Source organism: Streptomyces acidiscabies (assembly GCF_020010905.1).
GTDB lineage: Bacteria > Actinomycetota > Actinomycetes > Streptomycetales > Streptomycetaceae > Streptomyces > Streptomyces acidiscabies.
In genome coordinates this window covers 2942906-2960812 of the sequence record NZ_JAGJBY010000002.1, presented here as the reverse complement: position 1 = coordinate 2960812, position 17907 = coordinate 2942906, and the positions used below count along the sequence as shown (strand labels likewise).

The 17907-nt window shown below is 71.8% G+C and carries 11 protein-coding genes; 6 read left to right on the top strand and 5 right to left on the bottom strand.

The window, feature by feature from the left end:
- Positions 1–8 precede the first annotated feature (8 nt).
- From J8M50_RS39695 to J8M50_RS39670, 6 genes are all read left to right on the top strand, one after another.
- On the top strand, positions 9–845 hold the full coding sequence (locus tag J8M50_RS39695; RefSeq protein WP_010357609.1) for a carbohydrate ABC transporter permease: 837 nt from the start codon (positions 9–11) through the stop codon (positions 843–845).
- Entirely contained in the window at positions 845–3760 is a 2916-nt protein-coding gene (locus J8M50_RS39690) for a glycoside hydrolase family 2 TIM barrel-domain containing protein (RefSeq protein WP_050987349.1), read from the top strand. Before J8M50_RS39695 ends, J8M50_RS39690 begins: the two co-directional genes overlap by 1 nt.
- Before the next feature lie 42 nt (positions 3761–3802).
- Complete coding sequence (locus J8M50_RS39685) at positions 3803–5680, top strand: LamG-like jellyroll fold domain-containing protein (protein WP_010357606.1); 1878 nt, start codon at positions 3803–3805, stop codon at positions 5678–5680.
- Between the two features lie 17 nt (positions 5681–5697).
- The gene (locus J8M50_RS39680; protein ID WP_010357604.1) at positions 5698–7371 is read left to right on the top strand and encodes a PHP domain-containing protein; all 1674 of its coding nucleotides are present in this window, start codon (positions 5698–5700) and stop codon (positions 7369–7371) included.
- A gap of 29 nt (positions 7372–7400) precedes the next feature.
- Entirely contained in the window at positions 7401–8222 is an 822-nt protein-coding gene (locus tag J8M50_RS39675; RefSeq protein ID WP_029184352.1) for a PaaX family transcriptional regulator, read from the top strand.
- Positions 8223–8357: 135 nt separating this feature from the next.
- Positions 8358–9251, top strand: coding sequence for an alpha/beta fold hydrolase (locus J8M50_RS39670; protein WP_010357602.1), 894 nt, complete (start codon positions 8358–8360; stop codon positions 9249–9251).
- A 7-nt stretch (positions 9252–9258) separates the two neighbouring features.
- Here J8M50_RS39670 and fxsT read toward each other — a convergent pair whose 3' ends face one another.
- Genes fxsT through J8M50_RS39645 form a run of 5 tightly spaced genes read right to left on the bottom strand, consistent with a single transcriptional unit; the run spans position 9259 to position 17853 of the window.
- Positions 9259–13323, bottom strand: coding sequence for an FxSxx-COOH system tetratricopeptide repeat protein (gene fxsT, locus J8M50_RS39665; protein WP_010357601.1), 4065 nt, complete (start codon positions 13321–13323; stop codon positions 9259–9261).
- Complete coding sequence (locus J8M50_RS39660) at positions 13320–14873, bottom strand: TIR-like protein FxsC (protein WP_141655626.1); 1554 nt, start codon at positions 14871–14873, stop codon at positions 13320–13322. Before J8M50_RS39660 ends, fxsT begins: the two co-directional genes overlap by 4 nt.
- Before the next feature lie 32 nt (positions 14874–14905).
- Positions 14906–15709 (bottom strand): AAC(3) family N-acetyltransferase, encoded by an 804-nt coding sequence (locus tag J8M50_RS39655; RefSeq protein ID WP_010357599.1) that lies wholly within the window; start codon positions 15707–15709, stop codon positions 14906–14908.
- Positions 15706–17646, bottom strand: coding sequence for an FxsB family cyclophane-forming radical SAM/SPASM peptide maturase (locus J8M50_RS39650; RefSeq protein WP_010357598.1), 1941 nt, complete (start codon positions 17644–17646; stop codon positions 15706–15708). The genes J8M50_RS39655 and J8M50_RS39650 overlap by 4 nt, the downstream gene beginning before the upstream one ends.
- 51 nt (positions 17647–17697) lie before the next feature.
- On the bottom strand, positions 17698–17853 hold the full coding sequence (locus tag J8M50_RS39645) for a hypothetical protein (RefSeq protein WP_158002825.1): 156 nt from the start codon (positions 17851–17853) through the stop codon (positions 17698–17700).
- Positions 17854–17907: the final 54 nt, after the last annotated feature.

The following is a 17907-nucleotide window of genomic DNA, read 5'->3' as shown; positions in this document are numbered from 1 at the left end:
CGCGCGCCATGTCTTCCATCAAGGGCTCCCGCAGGCGCGGTATCGCGCTGCACGCCGTACTGGTCATCGGGCTGCTGCTGTCGGCGTTCCCGTTCTACTGGGCCGTCATCATGTCGACCCACACCTCGTCGGAGATCTTCTCCTACCCGCCGAAGCTGCTGCCGGGCTCGCACCTCGGGGAGAACGTCCGCAATCTCTTCGACTCGATCGACTTCTTCGGGTCGATGGGGAACTCGCTGCTGGTCGCGACCAGCGTGACGGTGCTGGTGCTGTTCTTCGACTCGCTGGCCGCGTTCGTCTTCGCGAAGTTCCACTTCCCGGGCCGCAGGCTGCTGTTCGCGCTGATGATGGTCATCTTCATGGTCCCGGCGCAGCTCGCCGCGATCCCGCAGTTCGTGATCATGGCGAAGCTGGGCTGGATCGGGTCGATGACGTCGCTGATCGTCCCGGCGGCGGCGAACGCGTTCGGCATCTTCTGGATGCGCCAGTACATGCAGGGCGCGATCCACGACGAGCTGCTCGACGCCTCGCGCATCGACGGCGCGAACTTCATGCGCCAGTACTGGCACGTCGCGCTCCCGGTGGTGCGCCCCGGGCTCGCGTTCCTCGGGATCTTCACGTTCATGGGCCAGTGGAACGACTACGCGTGGCCGCTGATCGCGCTGACCAACCCGGACAACGTGACGCTCCAGGTGGCGTTGTCGCAGCTCAACGGCACGCACGGTACGACGGACTACGGCATGGTCATGACCGGCGCGCTGCTCGCGCTCGTCCCGCTGCTGATCGTGTTCGCGATCGGCGCCCGGCAGATCATCGGAGACCTCGCGAAGGGGGCCATCAAGTGATGGACCCGCTGTCCGCGCTCCGCCCCTGGGAGTCACCCGAGGTGACCTCCTGGGGGCGGTCGCCCATGTCCGCCGTGGACCGCCGTACTGGGGCCCTGTCCCTGGACGGCGAGTGGCGTTTCCAGCTCCTGCCGGCGCCGGACGCGGCGCTCGGCGACGCCTGGTCCTCGCAGACCCTGCCGGGCGCCTGGACCATGCAGAACACGGACGACCTGCCGGTCTACCTCAACGTCCGGATGCCGTTCCCGGACGTCCCGCCGTCCGTGCCGGCCGCGAATCCGACGGGTGTGTACGAGCGGGTCGTGGACGTCCCGGCCGAGTGGACCGGCAAGCGGATCACCCTCCAGGTCGGCGCCGCCGAGAGCGTGCTCCTCGTCCACGTGGACGGCCGTCCGGTCGGCGTCTCGAAGGACTCGCACCTCGCGGCCGACTTCGACATCACGGAGTTCGCGCGTCCCGGTGAGCGGGTCCTGGTCCGCCTCACGGTCGTCAAATGGTCGGATGTCTCGCACATCGAGGACCAGGACCAGTGGTGGCACGCGGGCATCACGAGGTCCGTCCTTCTGTACGCGACCGACCCCCTGCACCTCGCCGACGTCGACGTGCGCGCCTCGGCCGACGGGGCGCTGCGCGTCGACTGCAAGGTGCGGCACGCCTCGGGCGAGCTGCCGGAGGGCTGGTACGTCACCGGCGAGCTGAACGGCGTCCTCCTCACCCAGGACGCCGAACTCGACCGGTTCAACGAGGAGGACGGCCGCGTCTCCGCGTTCCTCGGCGAGGTCCGCCTGAATCACCAGGTCACTGGCGTACAGCCGTGGAGCGCCGAGACGCCGGTGCTGTACGACCTCGCCGTCCGCCTGCACCGCGCCGACGGCTCGGTGGCCGACGTCTCCCGGCACCGGGTGGGGTTCAGGGACGTCGAGATCGTCGGCCGGGATCTGCTGGTCAACGGCGTGCGGGTGTTCCTGCGCGGGGTGAACCGGCACGACTTCCACCCGCTGACGGGCCGGACGGTGTCGTACGAGGACATGCGCGCCGATCTCGCCCTGCTGAAGCGGTTCAACTTCAACGCGGTCCGCACCTCGCACTACCCGAACGACCCCGCGTTCTACGACCTCGCCGACGAACTCGGCGTCTATGTCGTCGACGAGGCGAACGTCGAGTCGCACGACCACGCGCACGAGATCGCCGACGACCCGCGCTACCTGGGCGCTTTCGTGGACCGCGTCTCGCGGATGGTGCTGCGGGACAAGAACCACCCCTCGGTGATCGTCTGGTCGCTGGGCAACGAGTCGGACTACGGGGCGAACCACGACGCGGCGGCCGGATGGGTGCGCCGGCACGACCCGACTCGACCGGTTCAGTACGAGGGCGCCGCGAAGCTCGACTGGGCCGCCGCCTCGGACGCCTCCGACATCGCCTGCCCGATGTACGCCTCGCTGGACGAGGTGCTCGCGCACGCCCGCTCGGGGACGCAGACGAAGCCGCTGATCTGGTGCGAGTACTCGCACGCGATGGGCAACAGCAACGGCACGCTCGCGGACCACTGGTCCGCCATCGAGTCAACGCCTGGACTTCAGGGCGGGTTCATCTGGGAGTTCTGGGACCACGGAATCCTCCAACGTGTGAACGACGGACGACCGGCCGGGCGTGGGGGCGCCGGGCTCTACGAGAGCGGCGTCGCCGGACCCGGCCACCGCTGGGCGTACGGCGGTGACTTCGGCGAACCCGATCACGACGGCGCGTTCATCGCGGACGGCGTCGTCTTCCCGGACCGGACCCCGAAGCCGGTGCTGTTCGAGCACCGGGAGATCGCGGCGCCGGTCCGGCTGGAGCTGGACGACGACGGCGATCTCGTGGTCTCCAACCGCCAGCACTTCCGGGGTCTCGACTGGCTGGACGCCGAATGGCGGCTGTCGCTCGCCGACGGCACCGACCTCGTCTCCGTGGCAGAACTGCCGGATCTGGCGCCGGGTGACTCCGGTGTCGTACCCGTGCCGTTCACGCTGCCTCAGGACGGCGGCGAGGCGTGGCTGACCCTGCGGGTGACGACGGCACAAGAGCTGCCGTGGGCGCCTGCGGGGACGGAGCTCTGCGTGCCGCAGGTGCGGCTGCGGGGTCCCTCGGCCGCCGGGACACCGGCTCCCAAGGGCCGGGTCGAGATCGACGGTGACGGTCTGCTCGTCCATCCGCTGCTCACCTCGGCACCGGTGCTCTCGCTGTGGCGGGCGCCCACCGACAACGACGAGCTGGGCGGCATCGCGGCGCGCTGGCGGGCGTGGGGGCTCGACCGGCTGGTGCGCAAGGTGGTGTCGGTGCAGCGGGACGGCGCGGTCGTCATCGTCGACGCCGAGTACGCGGGCGCGACGGGTGTCGTACGGCACCGGCAGATCCTCACGCCGGTGGAGGGCGGCATCCACGTCGACGAGTCGGCCCAGGTGCCCGAGGCGTTCCACGACGTGGCGCGCGTCGGCTCGGTCTTCGAGACGGTGCCCGGGCTCGACCTGCTGGAGTGGTTCGGGCAGGGTCCCTGGGAGTCGTACCCGGACCGCGCGGCCGGTGCTCCCGTGGGCCACCATGCGGAGCCTGTCGACCGGTTGTTCACGCCGTACCTGCGCCCGCAGGAGAGCGGCGGCCGGCACGGCGTACGGCGCTTCACCCTGTCCGCGCCGGACGCCACCGGGCTCGCCGTCACCCTGGACTCCCCGCGCCAGGTCTCCGTCACGCGCCACCGCGCGGGCGACCTGACGGCGGTGGCGCACCACGACGAACTCGTGCCGCGCGCGGGCTGCGTGGTGCACGTCGACGCGGCGCACCGGGGTCTCGGCACCGCCTCGTGCGGGCCCGACACCTTCCCCTCCTACCTGGTCGCGACGGGCTGCCATCACTGGAGCTGGACCCTGCGCGTGCTCTAACCCAAAACTTCCCCTTCCTCAGCACCATCCACCGGAGCACCTGTGTGTACTTCGCATGCCCATGACTCTTCCGGCCAGGAGCCCTGCGAGGCTCCGCAGGCCGGTGCCGGACGGCGCGGCTTCCTGCGCGCGACGGCGCTGCTCGGTGCCGCCGCGACCGCCGGGGTCGCGCTGCCGGCCGGGACCGCCTCGGCGGCCTCCCTTGAAGCGGCCTCCCTCGAAAAGGGCCACCCCTCCTCCTGGCGGCCGGACTCGAAGAGCCGTCGGTTCACGCTTGCCGTGATGCCCGACACGCAGTACCTCTTCGACGGGCCCAGCATCGACGCGAAGCCCGTCGAGGCGTCCCTCAAGTACCTGCTGGAGCACGGGAAGGACGAGAACATCGTCTTCCTGTCGCACCTGGGCGACCTGACGCAGAACGGTGCCGCCGCCGAGTTCTCGGCGATCGGCGACGCGTTCAAGTTGCTGGACCGCAAGGGTGTCGGCTACAGCGTGCTGGCCGGGAACCACGACGTGAAGTCCTCGACGACCGACCAGCGCGGGGCCTCGTCCTATCTGGACGCGTTCGGGCCGAAGCGGTTCGCGGCCAAGCCGACGTTCGGCGGGGCGTCCCCGGACGGGTACAACACGTACCACCTGTTCCACGCCGGGGGCCGTGAGTGGCTGGTCCTCGCGCTGGACTGGCGGCTGTCCGACAAGGGGTACGCGTGGGCGAAGAGCGTCCTCGCCCAGCACCCGAAGACGCCGGTGATCCTCACGACGCACGAACTCGTCGTGGACGACGACCAGTTGTCGGACTACGGGCAGCAGCTGTGGGACCAGCTGGTCAAGGACCACGACCAGATCTTCCTCACGCTGAACGGACACTACTGGCCGGCCGGGCGGGCAACGCGCAAGAACAGCGCGGGAAATGACGTCCACCTGCATCTGACGAACTATCAGAACCGGTACTTCGGCGGCGCGGCGATGATCCGGCTGTACCGCTTCGACCTGGACCGGAACGTCATCGACGTCGAGACGGTGTCGCCGTGGATCCTGGGGCGGGCGAAGAAGGGGCTCAACGAGTTCGAGCGGCAGGAGATCGAACTCAGCGGTGACGCCGACCGGTTCAGCGTCGACATCGACTTCGCGGCGCGCTTCGAGGGGTTCGCCCCGGCGCCGGTGCGGGCGGCTCGGCCGGTGTCGAAGGTGCTCGTGCCGGGCACGGTCGCGTACTGGCGGTTCGACAAGGCTCCTGCGGGCGGGACCGTGCGCGACCTGTCCGGCAAGGGCAACGACCTGACGCTGGTGAGTGTCGGCGGCGGCTCGCTCGGCTGGTCGGCCGACCACCACCCCGACCAGCCCGGCCACGGCAGCCTGGAGTTCCAGGGGTTCAAGTCGCCGCTGAAGGGCGCCTACTTGAAGACCGTCCCCACGGCGCCGATCAACAAGGCCGTGTTCAGGAACGGGTACACCATCGAGGCGTTCTACCGCCTCCCGGCCGACTGGGACCCGTCCCACCACGCGTGGTCGGGCATCGTCAGCCGGACCGGCACGGGCGGCGCCGCGCACAAGACCGGGGACGACCCGGACGAGCCGCTGGCCACGCTATCGCTGTCCAACGACCGCGAGCCGCAGTGGGCGATGCGTCCGCTGAACCAGCAGGGCATCGCCACCAACTGGGGCCAGCAGACGCCGCTGGAGACCTGGTGGCACGTCGCCGTCGTCAACAACGGGAAGCACACGACGCTGTACGTCGACGGGTGCCCGGTCGTGCGCAACCCCAAGGCCGTCTCGACCGGCATCACCTCCGTCGGCCTGCCGTGGCTGCTCGGCGGCTACGAGTACGCCGGGCAGATCGACCAGATCCTGCACGCCCGCCTCGGCGACGTCCGGATCACCGAACGGGCGCTGCCCGTCACCGCGTTCATGAACCACTGAACCCCAGGAAGACCGTCATGACCGAGCAGCAGCTCCCCACCTGGGCCGACCCCTCCGTCGCGCCCGCCGACCTCGATCCGCAGGGCGTCTCCAGACGTGGACTCCTGCGCAGCGCGGGCCTGTTCGGGGCGGCGTTCGCGCTGTCCCCGGCGCTGGCCTCGCCCGCGTCCGCCGCCGCCAAGGGCCACGGCTTCGGGGGCGAGGACCCGCGCCTCGCCTACCTCGTCGGCGACCACCACATCCACTCCGTGTACAGCCACGACGCGAAGTACACGTTCTCGCAACTCGCCGCGAAGGCCGCCGAGTTCGGGCTGGACTGGATGGTGTTCACCGAGCACTCCAACTTCGGGCACGCGCAGTACGGGGCCCCGCTGGAGCACGCGGAGATCCTCAAGGCCCGCAAGGAGAACCCGCGCCAGCTCATCTTCCAGGGCCTGGAGTGGTACATCCCGGCCGCCGAGCACTGCACGGTGTTCACGCCGCCGGGTCCGAACGAGGTCGACGTCCTGACCCGGTTCGAGAGCGCCTACGACGGCAAGCTCCTCCAGTACACCGACGGCGCCCCCGGCAACCCGAACACCGCGCGCAACGAGGCCCACGCCGTCAAGGCGATCAAGTGGCTGGCCGAGCAGCGCCGTTGCGGTTACGTGGACGACGTCCTCGTGCTCGCCAACCACCCGCTGCGCCTCGGCATCGACTCCCCGCACGAGCTGCGGGCCTGGCGCGACGCCGCCCCCGAGATCATGATCGGCATGGAGGGGGCGCCGGGTGCTCAGGGCGCGGCGATCCCCGGCTGGCGCGGGGCGAACTCGATCCGGGGCGAGTACGAGAACGCGCCGTCGGCGAACTCCTTCGCGGGGTACCCGAAGGAGGCGTACCTGACGTACGGCGGCTTCGACTGGGCGACGGCGACCGTCGGGGGGCTCTGGGACTCGATGCTGGCAGAAGGCAGCCTGTTCTCGATCACCAGCAACTCCGACGCGCACCGGGTCGTCTTCGACACCTGGAAGAACGGCGACTGGCCGGCCGGGCAGAACTTCGACAACACCGGCAAGCTGCCCGACCCGGTCGACACGACGTCCCCGCAGCCGGGCAGCGACTTCTGGCCGGGCCAGTTCAGCCGTACGCACGTCGGTGTCACCCGCTACGGCTACCGCGCGGTCATGGCCGGTATGCGCGCGGGCCGGGTCTGGGCGGACCACGGGCACCTGCTGGACGGCCTTGAGGTGCGCCTCAAGCGCCAGCACAGCCACGGCCGGGGCGTCACCCTCGGGGGCCGGCTGCGGGTCCGCAAGGGCGAGAAGCTGACCCTGGAGATCACGGTCACCACGGCGTCCCGGGTGAACCCCCACGGCATCCTCCCGAAGCTGGCCCACGTCGACGTCATCCGGGGCACGGTCACCGGCCCGGTCACGGACGCCGACACGTGGAAGGCCCCCGACACGAAGGTGGTCCGCACGAAGGACGTCTCCGGCCTCAAGGGGACGTACACCCTGCGGATCCCGGTCACGGTGGAGGACGACTCCTTCTACCTCCGGCTGCGCGGCAGCGACGGCAACCGCACCGGCACGGGCTACCTCGGCGCGTCCGTCGACCCGCACGGCCCGATCCCCCACGCCCCGGGGGACGGCGACCCGTGGGCGGACACCTGGTTCTACGCGAACCCGATCTTCGTGGACGTAGTGCGCTGACCCCTGCCACCCGGCGTACCGTTGGCCGTGTGACCACGGAAGAATCGGTGCGGCCCCAGTCCCTGATGCTCACGTTCTTGGGTGATCAGGTACTGGGGCGTTCCGTCTGTGTGTACTCCGGCAGCGTCATCGACGTGTTCGCGCGGGCCGGGGTCGGGGAGCAGGCGACGCGGTCGACGCTCACCCGGATGGTGAACCGGGGGCTGCTGCGGCGCCAGCGGGAGGGGCGGCGGATGTACTTCGGGCTGACCGCGCACTCCGAGGCCGTCCTGCGGGACGGCGAGCGGCGGGTGTGGCACACGGGGGCGGTGAACCGGCAGTGGGACGGTTCGTGGACGCTGCTCGGGTTCTCGCTGCCGGAGTCGTGGCAGCGGCAACGGCACGACCTGCGCTCGAAGCTGGCGTGGCACGGGTTCGGCCCGCTGTTCAGCGGGCTGTGGATCGCGCCGGGCGAGGTGGACGTCGCCGAACTGGTCGAGGAGCTGGGGCTGTCCGCGCACGTGAAGGTGTTCCGCGCGCAGGCGGACGTGGGCACGGACATCACGGCGATGATCGAGGAGACCTGGGAGCTGGACGAACTGGCGTCCCGGTACGCGGCGTTCAAGGAGCGCTGGCAGCACTGGGAGGGTGAACTCCCGTCGGCGGACGACGCGTTGGCGGGCCGCCTGCTGCTCCAGACGGACTGGCTGAACATCATCCGCCGCGACCCCCGCCTCCCGGTCCGCCACCTCCCCGCCGACTGGCCGGCGGACGGCGCGGAGAAGACGTTCCGCCGCGTCCACGAACGCCTCACGCCCCTCGCGGAGGAAGCGGCGGCCCGCCTCATCGACCTTGTCCCGACCCGGAGTTGAGGGTCGGTTCCCGGCCGGAGTCACCACCCGAAAAGGCCAACACCCGCGCACATCCGGATGATCTGGGTCACGATGGGAGATGACCGCAGCGTGTACCGCAGTTGACGGGGGCTTCCTTTCCAGAAAGGGCCGCGGATGCGTACCGAGGTGTTCACGGGGGACGGCAGGCGGTTAGCGGTGGAGATCGCGGGCGACCCGCGCGGCTTCCCCGTCTTCCTGCTGCACGGCACGCCCGGCAGCCGGATCGGCCCGGCGCCCCGCCCGATGCTGCTCTACCACCGGCGGGTCCGTCTGATCACCTACGACCGTCCGGGGTACGGCAGTTCGGACCGTCTCCCGGGCCGTTCGGTCGCGCATGTCGCCGAGGACGTCGCGGCGATCGCGGACGCGCTCGGCGTGGAGCGTTTCGCCGTGGTCGGCCGCTCCGGCGGCGGCCCGCACGCCCTGGCATGCGCGGCGCTGCTCGCGGGGAGGGTGACGCGCGTCGCGGTCCTGGTGAGCCTGGCCCCGCGCGACGCGGCGGGCCTGGACTGGTTCGCGGGGATGTCCGCGTCGAACGTCCACGAGTACGCGCAGGCCGTCACCGGCCCCGACCACCTCGCCGCGAGTCTGCGCGCCCGCTCGGTCGCGATCCGCGCCGACCCGCGCAAGCTGCTGTCCCAACTCCGGTGGGAGCTCACGGAGTCGGACCTCAGGGTGATCGCGGACGCCGGTATCCGCGGCATGCTGATCCGCAGCTACGCGGAGGCGCTCAGCGTCTCGGCGGACGGCTGGGTGGACGACGCGCTGTCGTTCTGCGTGCCGTGGGGGTTCGCCCTGGACGCGATCTCCGTACCGGTGCTGCTGTGGCACGGCGAGCAGGACGTGTTCGCGCCGGCCAGCCACACGCGGTGGCTGGCGGAGCACATCCCGGGCCGTACGGTCGTCGTGCATCCGAGGGCGGCGCACTTCGCGGCGCTGCGGGTGCTGCCGGACATCGTGACGTGGCTGTCGGGCGGGCCCAACCGGCTGGTGCCGTCGCAGACTTGACGGTCCGTCAGATGAGGGGCGGCTCCAGGTCCCGGTGGATGCGCTTGCCCTCGCGCACGCTCACCGTGTGCGGATGCCCTTCGCCGAGGAGCCGTTCCAGGTCGGCCTGCGCGCTCTCCTGCAACTGGTCGGCCTCCGGTATCCGCCTGAGGGCCCGCAGGGTGACGGCCAGGTTGGCGCGGGAGACGATCGTGTCCGGGTGCTTGTACCCGAGCGCCTTCTGGAACCCGGTGACGGCGAGCCGCTCCAGTTCCTCCGAGCGGTGCAGCTCCTCCAGTTCGGCGAGGGTGTTGGCGAGGTTGACCGCGCAGGCCAGCACGTACGGGTGGGCGTCGCCGAGCACCTCGCGCAGGGTGGCGTAGTTGCTCTCCAGCAGCACCCGCGCGTCCTGCACGCGGCCCGCGCCGCGCAGGAAGATCCCGCAGTTGTTGAGGGCGGCGAGGGTCGCGGGATGGCGCTCGCCGGGCGCGACGCGGTACTGCCGGACGATGTCCTGGGTGAGGGCGAGCGCCTCCTCGCGGGCGCCGGTGGCGTACAGGTCGACGGCGTAGTTGAGGGTGCAGTCCAGGACGTCGGGGGTGGTCGTGGGGGTCTCGCGCAGGCGGTAGTTCTCGCGGGTCTGGTGGGTGAGGGCGCGCGCCTCGTCGATGAGGCCCGCCTTGCGCAGCGACACGGCGAGGCTCTTGGCGCTGCGCAGCGTCTCCGGGTACAGCTCGCCGAAGGTCTCGGCGTACGCCGCGTTGCCGCCGCGCAGCAGGGAGATCGAGGCGTCGTACTCGCCGGTCTCACGCAGGTCGCGGCCGAGGTTGGAGACGCTGATCAGGCTGTGCGGGTGCTTGGCGCCGAGGTCGTTGCGGCGCCGGTCGTAGATCTCCTGGTCGACGTCGCGGGCCTCGTTGTAGCGGCCGAGCAGGCGCAGGCACACGGCGCGGTTGTTGTTGGCGCTGAGGGTGCGCGGATGGTCCTCGCCGAACGCCTCCTTGAAACCGAGGTAGGCCTGGGCGGCCTTCTGGAGGGCCTCGGTGAAGCGGCCGACGGAGCCGAGGTCGGTGGCGAGGCCGCTGGTGGTCATGAGGATGTGCGGGTGGTCCGGGGCGAGCAGGGAGCGCTGCTGGGCGAGGACGTCGGAGCCGACCTGCTCGGCCTCGACGTACTTGCCGAAGGAGCGCAGGATGTTGGCGATGTGGAAGCGCAGGTGCAGGAGCTGGATCCGGAGGTTGGTGAGATAGAGGCGCTCCTCGGTGAGGGTGCGCGGGGGCCGTCCGCCGGACTGTGCCGGGAGCCGGGGGGTGTCGTCGGGTTCCGGGGAGAGTTCGGCGAATTCGGCGATGCGCGCCCGGGAGTCCGCCAGCTTCTCCTCCCACAGGGCGCGCAGGCTCTCCGCGAAGGTGATGGCGGCGGTGAGTTCGCCGCGCTTCCACAGGTAGCGGACGCGGTCGATGAGGAGCTGGCGGGTCTCGGGGTCGTCGCAGATGCTCGCCTCGGACGCGTCGAGGTGCGGCCAGATCGCGGCGAACGTGGGCTGGTTCTCGGGGTCGTCGATGGGCTCCTCGCCGGAGGGGCGGGCCCCGGCGAGGATGCGGTGGACGACGTGCTGCGCCTCCAGTTGCTCGCGGGGCGTCAGCTGGGAGCGGATGACGGCCTGAACGAGGCGGTGGACCTGGATGGTGCTCTGCTGGGAGCGGTCGACCTTGGCGAGCGCGAACCGGCCGATCTCGCGGATGACCCGGCCGAGGACCATCTTCTCCTGGAGCGAGGGGTCCTCGGCGGCCAGTACCCGGATCATCTCGTCGCCGTACAGCAGCTTCATGGAGATCGGCTCGGCGGCGAAGAACGCGCACAGTTGCAGCAGGCGTACGGCGGCCGGGGAGCGTTCCTTGAGGCGTTCGATGGAGACGTTCCAGGTGGCGGCCACGGGCTGCGGGTAGCCGGCGGGCTGGCTGAGCGACAGGACGTGCTCGGCCTGCCGGTCGAGTTCGAGGAGGTAGTCGTCGACGGGGGTGGCGGTCTCCGCGAGCCAGGCACCGGCCTGTTCGAGCGCCAGCGGCAGGTCTCCTACGGCGGCGGCGACCCGGTCGGCGTCCTCGGCACTGAGGTCGGGCGCCCGGCGCAGCAGGTGCTCGACGCTCTCCTCGCGCAGGAACGGATCGATCTCCAGGGCCTCGCCGTACTGGAGCCAGGTCTGGTTGCGGGAGGTGATCAGGACGTGTCCGCTGCCGCCGGGCAGCAGATGGCTGACCTCCTGGGGTTCGTCGGCGTTGTCGAAGACCAGCAGCCAGCGCAGCGAGGGCCCGGACTGCCTCAGATGGTCGCGGACCTCCTGGGCGACCTGGGCGGCGTCCTCCCCGCCGCGCAGGCCCAGCCGGGGGGCGAGGTCGGCGAGCGCGGAGACCACGAACTCGCTGCGCTCGGAGGAGATCCACCAGACGAGGTCGTAGTCGGCGGCGAACCGGTGGACGTACTCCAGCGCGATCTGCGTCTTCCCGACGCCGCCGAGCCCGTACAGCGCGTACGCGGCGCTGCGCCCGCCGGTGCCGCTGGGGCCGAGGAGGTCGCGCAGCTTCTCCAGCAGGGCGCTGCGGCCGGTGAAGGACGAGTTGCGGGGGGTCACGTTCCAGAAGCGGGGCTGGGTGTCGGGGAAGCGGGCGGCGGCCGTCCCCACGGTGTCGTCGCCGAGGTCACCGGTCAGCGGGGGCTTGCCGAGGGCGCGCAGCAGGGCCGTCGCGGCGGTCTTCTCGTTGGTGCGGACGACGTCGACGCTGGGCCAGTCGGTGAACGCGGGCGCGGGCCGGATGTCCCCGACGCGTACGGCGAGGACCTGGCGCCGTCCGGTGGGGTCGTTGCCGGTGGCGGTCTCCCAGACCTGGCGGGCGCGCGCGGAGCGCTGGTAGGCCGGGGAGAGGACGACGACGGTACGGTCGGCGGGCTTGTCGGCGCCGTCGCCCTCGCCGCCCGCGTAGCGGGGGATCACCCGGAAGCCCGCGCGGGAGAGCAGGGCGGTGATCCACTCCGCCCACATGCGGTCCTCGGACACGTAACTGAGGTGCAGGTCGGCGGGGAGCGCGGCGCGGGTGCGGACGAACTTCCGTTTGACGCCGAGGCGTTGCTCCTCGTCCATGCGGGGCAGCGCGGTGACCGCCTGCGCGGAGACCACGGCGGTGAGCCGTTCGAACGCGGCGAGCAGGGAGATCGGGTTCCCGGCCTCGTCGGCGAAGGTCGCGAGCGTCTCCTCGTACGCGTAGTAAGGCCGGTAGGGGACCTCCACCGACAGCCAGTAGTTCGTGAGTTGATCGCCCGTCAGACCGGCGGGCCAGCCGTCGAACTTGGCGCGCGCGAGCATCCGTCCGGCGTCCGCCTTCTCCTTCTCGCCCTCGTCGATGCGCATCGGTACGGGCAGGATGCGGATGTTGCGCGGGCGGAACCGTTCGCCGATGTCCCGGGCTACGGACGCGGCGCCGTCGATGGACTGGTCGCTGAGGGTGAAGCAGTCCACGAGGACGTCGGGGAGGTGGGCGGTGCAGATGTCGGCGATGTCGGAGAGGCCGGTGCGGCTGTCGATGAGGACGTAGTCGTAGTTGGCGCGCATGTCGTCGCGCAGGGCGTCGAAGAAGAGGCCGCCGCCGAGGCGGTCGTAGAAGTTGTCCCAGTCGAAGGTGGCGACGATCGCCGAGTAGTCGCGGTTCTGGCGGCCCGCCGTGACCAGGTCCAGGGTGCCGGGTTCGGGGAAGGCCCAGTCGACGGAGACGGCGTGCCGCTGCACGCGCGCGTACTCGCGGTGCCAGTCGTCGGGACGGCCCTCGCCGTCGTCGTCGGTGGCGGCCCACGCGTACTCGGTGAGCAGGTCGATGACGCCGGTCGTGGCGCCGACCGTGGCCGGGTCGAGGAAGGGGTGGAAGAAGCGGTGCAGGCCCGGCGCCTCCAGGTCCCAGTCCACGGCGAGGACGCGTTTGCCGTTGGCGGCGAGGATCCAGGCGACGTTGGCGAGCGCCATGGTCCGTCCGGTGCCGCCCTTGTACGAGTAGAACGTCACGATGCGGCCTGCGCGGCCACCCTGTTCGTCGAGGCTGCTCATCGCGGTCCCTCCTCCTCGGCACGACGACGGTCGGGCGACGCCAAAGGGCTGCCCTGGTGGCGCTGGTGAGCTTGGTGGTTCGGGGGGTGCTGGGGGGTCGGGGGCGGCTGGGAGGTCGGGGGCGGCTTGGGCCGGGGCTGGTGAGCCGAGGGCTGGTCGGTCGGCGGCTGGTGAGCCGGGGGCTGGTCGGCCTGGGGCTGGTCGGCCTGGGGCTGGTGGTGGCTGCGGCTGTCCTGCCTGCCCTGGCCCTCGTCCCAGCCCCGGCCCTGTGGCCAACTCCGGTTTCCCTGTCGGCTCTTCTCTTCCTCGCGGCCCATGTCGCCCAGCCGGAAGCGCTGCGGGCCCTCGCCGGGCGGGACACGGGCGGGGGCCCGTCTGAGGTACTCGGTCGCCGCCCAGTGCACGACGCGGGGGAGCTGGCGGCTGAACGTGGCCGGGTCGGGGCCCAGGACCGGCGGGCGGCCCGCCTGGCGCTGGCGGCGGGTGCGGCGGGGCAGGACGGCCTCGACCTCGGCGGCGACGCTGCGCCCGTCCGCCTCGTCGTCGCGGTCCGCGCCGTTCCAAGGGACGACGACGCCGGTCGCGGGCCGGTCGGCGGCGTCGAACTCCCCCAGCCGGGCCCGGTGTTCGGGGTCGCGCAGCAGCCAGCGGTCCAGGAGCAGCACCTCGGGCCCGTCGGCCGGCACAGCACGATGGTCGAACTCCCGCACATCCGGCTGGAAGTCGAGCCGCTCGGCGATGTCGGACGCCAACTTGCCCAGCGGATACGGCGATGCGGGGTGATAGGGCCGCCAGTCGAGGGGCGTACGCCCGTAGTACGCGGGGTCGCGGCCCTCGGGGAGGTTCGTCCGGGAGGCGGCGGCGACGCTGATGCGCAGGCGGCGCCGGGTGGTCGGCCGGGGCCGGGGCTCCGCCGGGCGCGGGGACGCGGCGTGCGTGAACGCGTCCTGCGCGGCGTCCAGGCTGTCCTTGCCACCGTCTCCGTGCGAGACGTCGACGGCGTCCCCGGCCGCGACGATCCGCCGGGCGAGCGTGTGGACGTCCTTCTCGTAGTCGCTGCGGAACGACCGCAGCTTGGCGAGCCCGTAGAGCCCGAACTCCCGGTAGCGCTGGGTGTGTTCGTGCTCGGGATGGGGAACGTCCCGCGTGCAGGACGGTAACCGGTGCTCCAGCACCGGCGCCCACAGCGCGGGCACCACAGCGCCGGGCATCGAGCCGGGCCGGCGGCCGAAAACGGTCCACTCCCGCCCGCACCAGGGGCTGATGAAGTAGCGCGGCGAGTACAGCGGCACGAACACCCGGCAGTGCGCGAGGGACCTGGCGAGTTCGTCACTCAGGTCCTCCCCCGCGCGCATCGACCGGTCCATGTACCCGGCACCCCCGGCGGGCACGGTCGTCAGATTGAGCACGACGTCGCACAGATCACGGAAGAGCCGGTGCACCCACAGATCGGGATCGGCCCGGTCGGACCCGCCGCGCGGCACATGGGCGTAACTCAGAAAGAAGTACGGCCCGTCGGCCTCGGCCCCCACCGGTTCCGTAGGCTGCACACGCTCCCCCGATCCCCGTGCCACCCCGGAACTCAGTGTAGGGAGCGGGCCCCGTCTTGTGACGGGTCTGCGGAAAGCCCGTGTGTACGATTTCCGGCCAGCCAGACCCTCGCGTACGCGACGGCGGCGGCGAGCGGGAACAGGGCCGCCTCCCCGCCCCCGACCCGCCCACGCCGCACCACCCCCGTCTCGGCCTCGAACGCGGCGCCCAGCTCCCCGAAGTCCCGGTCGTCGTGGGCGACGTCCTCGTACCACACCCAGGTCCGCACCCCGCCCCGCCGCACCACGCACCCGTACGTCCGCCGCGCCGCCCCCGGCACCCGCGCCTCCCCGAGATGGAACGCGCTGCACACCTCGAACCCCACGCCGAGCAGCAGGACTTGGGCGCGGGCCGCCTCCAGCCGGGCGAGCGGCGACCGCTCCCCCAGGTGGCACTCCTCGTCGTGCCCGGCCATCAATTCCCGCGCCCGCGCGCCGATCGCGGCGAACGAGGTCTGCGGATGCGCGCTGCGCACGGCCCGCGCCGACCGGCGTACGGCTTCCGCGAGCCGCCCCATCCCCTGCGAGGCCGTGCCCTCGGGGTCGAACGCGGGCATCCTGGCCCGGTGTTCGCCGATCTGAGCCTCCGTCATGCCGAGCGTCTCCCACCGGTACGCCGGTGAGGTGTCGGAGTTCCCTGCGGTGAACGTCGGGACGACGACCGTCCCTTCGGGCCCGACGGCATCGAGCAGCGCCCTGAGGACCGTGCCGGGTCCGACGCCGATCCGGCGCAGCGAGGCGTGCACCAGGACGGTGGCCCCGGGACGCACGCCCAGCCGGGCGAACTCGGCGCTCACAGGGTCCGCCCGATGCCGTCGACGAACCTGCGGCCGAGGGGGGTGAGGGCGGGATGCCCGGCCAACTCCCGTAGCTGAGCCTGGACTTGGTGAGTGCCGAGAAGGGCGTCGGTCGCGGCGCCCGCGTACGTGCCGGCGAGGAGTGTGCCAACGTGTGGGTCCTCCTCGTCGTACAGCTCGCACACGTCGAGCAGCGTGTCCAGGACGCCCAGGCGGAAGCAGTGCACCAACTGGGCGGCCACCTCGGCGGGTTCGTCGTCGAGGCGGGCGCCGAGCGCGGCCGGGCCCGCGTCGGCGGTGCGGGGCGGTGCGGTGAGGGGGGTGACCGTCCCGACCTCGGCGGCCATCGCGGCGGCGGTGCCGGGGAGGGCCCGGTCGATCAACTCCCAGGCTTTGGTGAGGACTTGCTCCCAACGGGTGACGTCGTCGGGGGTGAGGCCGGGGTGGAGGGGGGCGCCGAAGCAGTCGCGGTGGGGGTCGCGGTCGTCGAGGGCGATGTCGAGGGGGCCGCAGCGCAGGCGGTGTACCGGGGTTGGTGCCACGAGGGTGGCGAGGTGGTCCGGGGAGGCGGTGCCTTCGAGGCAGTCGAGGATCCAGGGGCGGGTGTAGGGGTGGGCCAGGACGGTCGCCAGGGTGTGCGGGTCGGCGGCGCGCTGCCAGGCGTCCGTCCACAACGGGCTTGCGGGGTCCGGGAGTTCGGCCTCCAGCTCCCTGAGGAGAGCCAGGGTGACCGCCGCACGGCCTTCGGTGAGGGCTCGCACGGCCGTGCCGTCGTCGGTGCCGTCGGCCAGGGCGTCGAAGCCGGGGACGGGGCGGGTCGCGTCCGCGCCGGTGCGGGCGGCGAGTCGGTCGACCAGTTCCCTCAAGTCGGCGCAGAACACGGAGGGGTTGTCGAAGTCCGTGCCGTCGGAGCGGTAGCGGTGCGCGAAGAGGCCGCCGCCGCAGGAGCGGACGACCGGGCAGGCGCGGCACTGCTCACTGAGCCCGGCCAGGCCCTGTTGCCGGGCGGCCATACCGGGGTGGCGGGAGACGTCGTCGAAGGAGTGATGGGTGACGTCGTAGCCGGTGGCGGGGGCGCCGTCGTACGCGGTTTTCAGGGAGTCGGCCTGCTCGTAGCCGCCGTCGGTGTCGATCACGACGACGTCGGCAGAGTCCAGGCCCATCGCCTCGGTGTGGCTCGGGCCGCCGCCGAGGGTGCTGACGACGGAGTCGAAGAGCCGTACCGGCATGGGGCGGCCCCGCTCGCTCCAGCGGGCGTGGACCGCGAGCAGCCAGTCGGCGTAGGGGGTCGCGCGGCCCTCGGGGCGGTAGGGCGGGGTGTCCCAAGTGGCGTGCGGGAGAAGGAAGTCGATACGGGGAGGGGTGAGGGCGGCGAGGGCGTCGAAGACGGCGGCGGGGTCGTTGCGGACGTCGACCGTGCAGAGGATTCCGGCGTAGAGGTGGGGGTGCTCGTTCAGCAGGGCGAGCGCCGCGAGGGCCTTGTCGTGGCTGCTGCGGCCGTCGCGGTAGAGGCGGAAGCGGTCGTTGGCAGCGCGGTCGCCGTCGAGGGAGACGCCGACGCGGACGCCGTACTCGGTGAAAAGGTCGAGGTGACGGGTCGTCAACTGGACGCCGTTGGTGTGGATACGGAGATCCAGGTCGGCAACTCCCCGTAAGGCGGCGGTGAGTTGCTCGCAGACGTACCGCAGGCGGGGGATTCCGGCGAGCAGGGGCTCGCCTCCGTGGAGGATGACCTGGACGGAGGCGAGCCGGTGCGTCCGCGCGTGTTCCGCGAGCCGCCGGGCGGCCCTGGAGACCGTCTCCTCGGAGATCACCCTGGGCTTGGCCGACCAGCTCGTGTCCGCGTGCTCGTACACGTAGCAGTGACGGCAGGCGAGGTCGCACCGGCTGTGCACCTTGAGCACGAGCTGGCGCAGCGGGACGAGGGGGGCGGTCATCGCGAGGAGGGGAGCGGATTCAGGGGTTCTCGGCGGTCGGTCGGACGGTGGTCAGATGGACGACTGGAAGGTCACCCCCGCGCCCTGGGCGGACCGTGTACCGGCGAGGGCCCGGCGCACTCCCCTGGCGTTCTTCGGGTCGGTGGGGGCGTCGAGGCGGCGTGCGCTGTCGGCCTTCGGCCTGTCGGCCGGTGCAGTGGTTCTCACGGTTGTCCCTAGGCGGCGGAGCGTCATGGTGGGGGCACACTATCTCTCCCGGCG

Excerpts from the sequence above, each read along its gene's own strand:
- J8M50_RS39695 (WP_010357609.1), top strand. The coding sequence starts at position 9 with ATGTCTTCCATCAAGGGCTCCCGCAGGCGCGGTATCGCGCTGCACGCC.
- J8M50_RS39670 (WP_010357602.1), top strand. The coding sequence starts at position 8,358 with ATGCGTACCGAGGTGTTCACGGGGGACGGCAGGCGGTTAGCGGTGGAG.
- J8M50_RS39680 (WP_010357604.1), top strand. The coding sequence starts at position 5,698 with ATGACCGAGCAGCAGCTCCCCACCTGGGCCGACCCCTCCGTCGCGCCC.
- fxsT (WP_010357601.1), bottom strand. The coding sequence starts at position 13,323 with ATGAGCAGCCTCGACGAACAGGGTGGCCGCGCAGGCCGCATCGTGACG.
- J8M50_RS39690 (WP_050987349.1), top strand. The coding sequence starts at position 845 with ATGGACCCGCTGTCCGCGCTCCGCCCCTGGGAGTCACCCGAGGTGACC.
- J8M50_RS39650 (WP_010357598.1), bottom strand. The coding sequence starts at position 17,646 with ATGACCGCCCCCCTCGTCCCGCTGCGCCAGCTCGTGCTCAAGGTGCAC.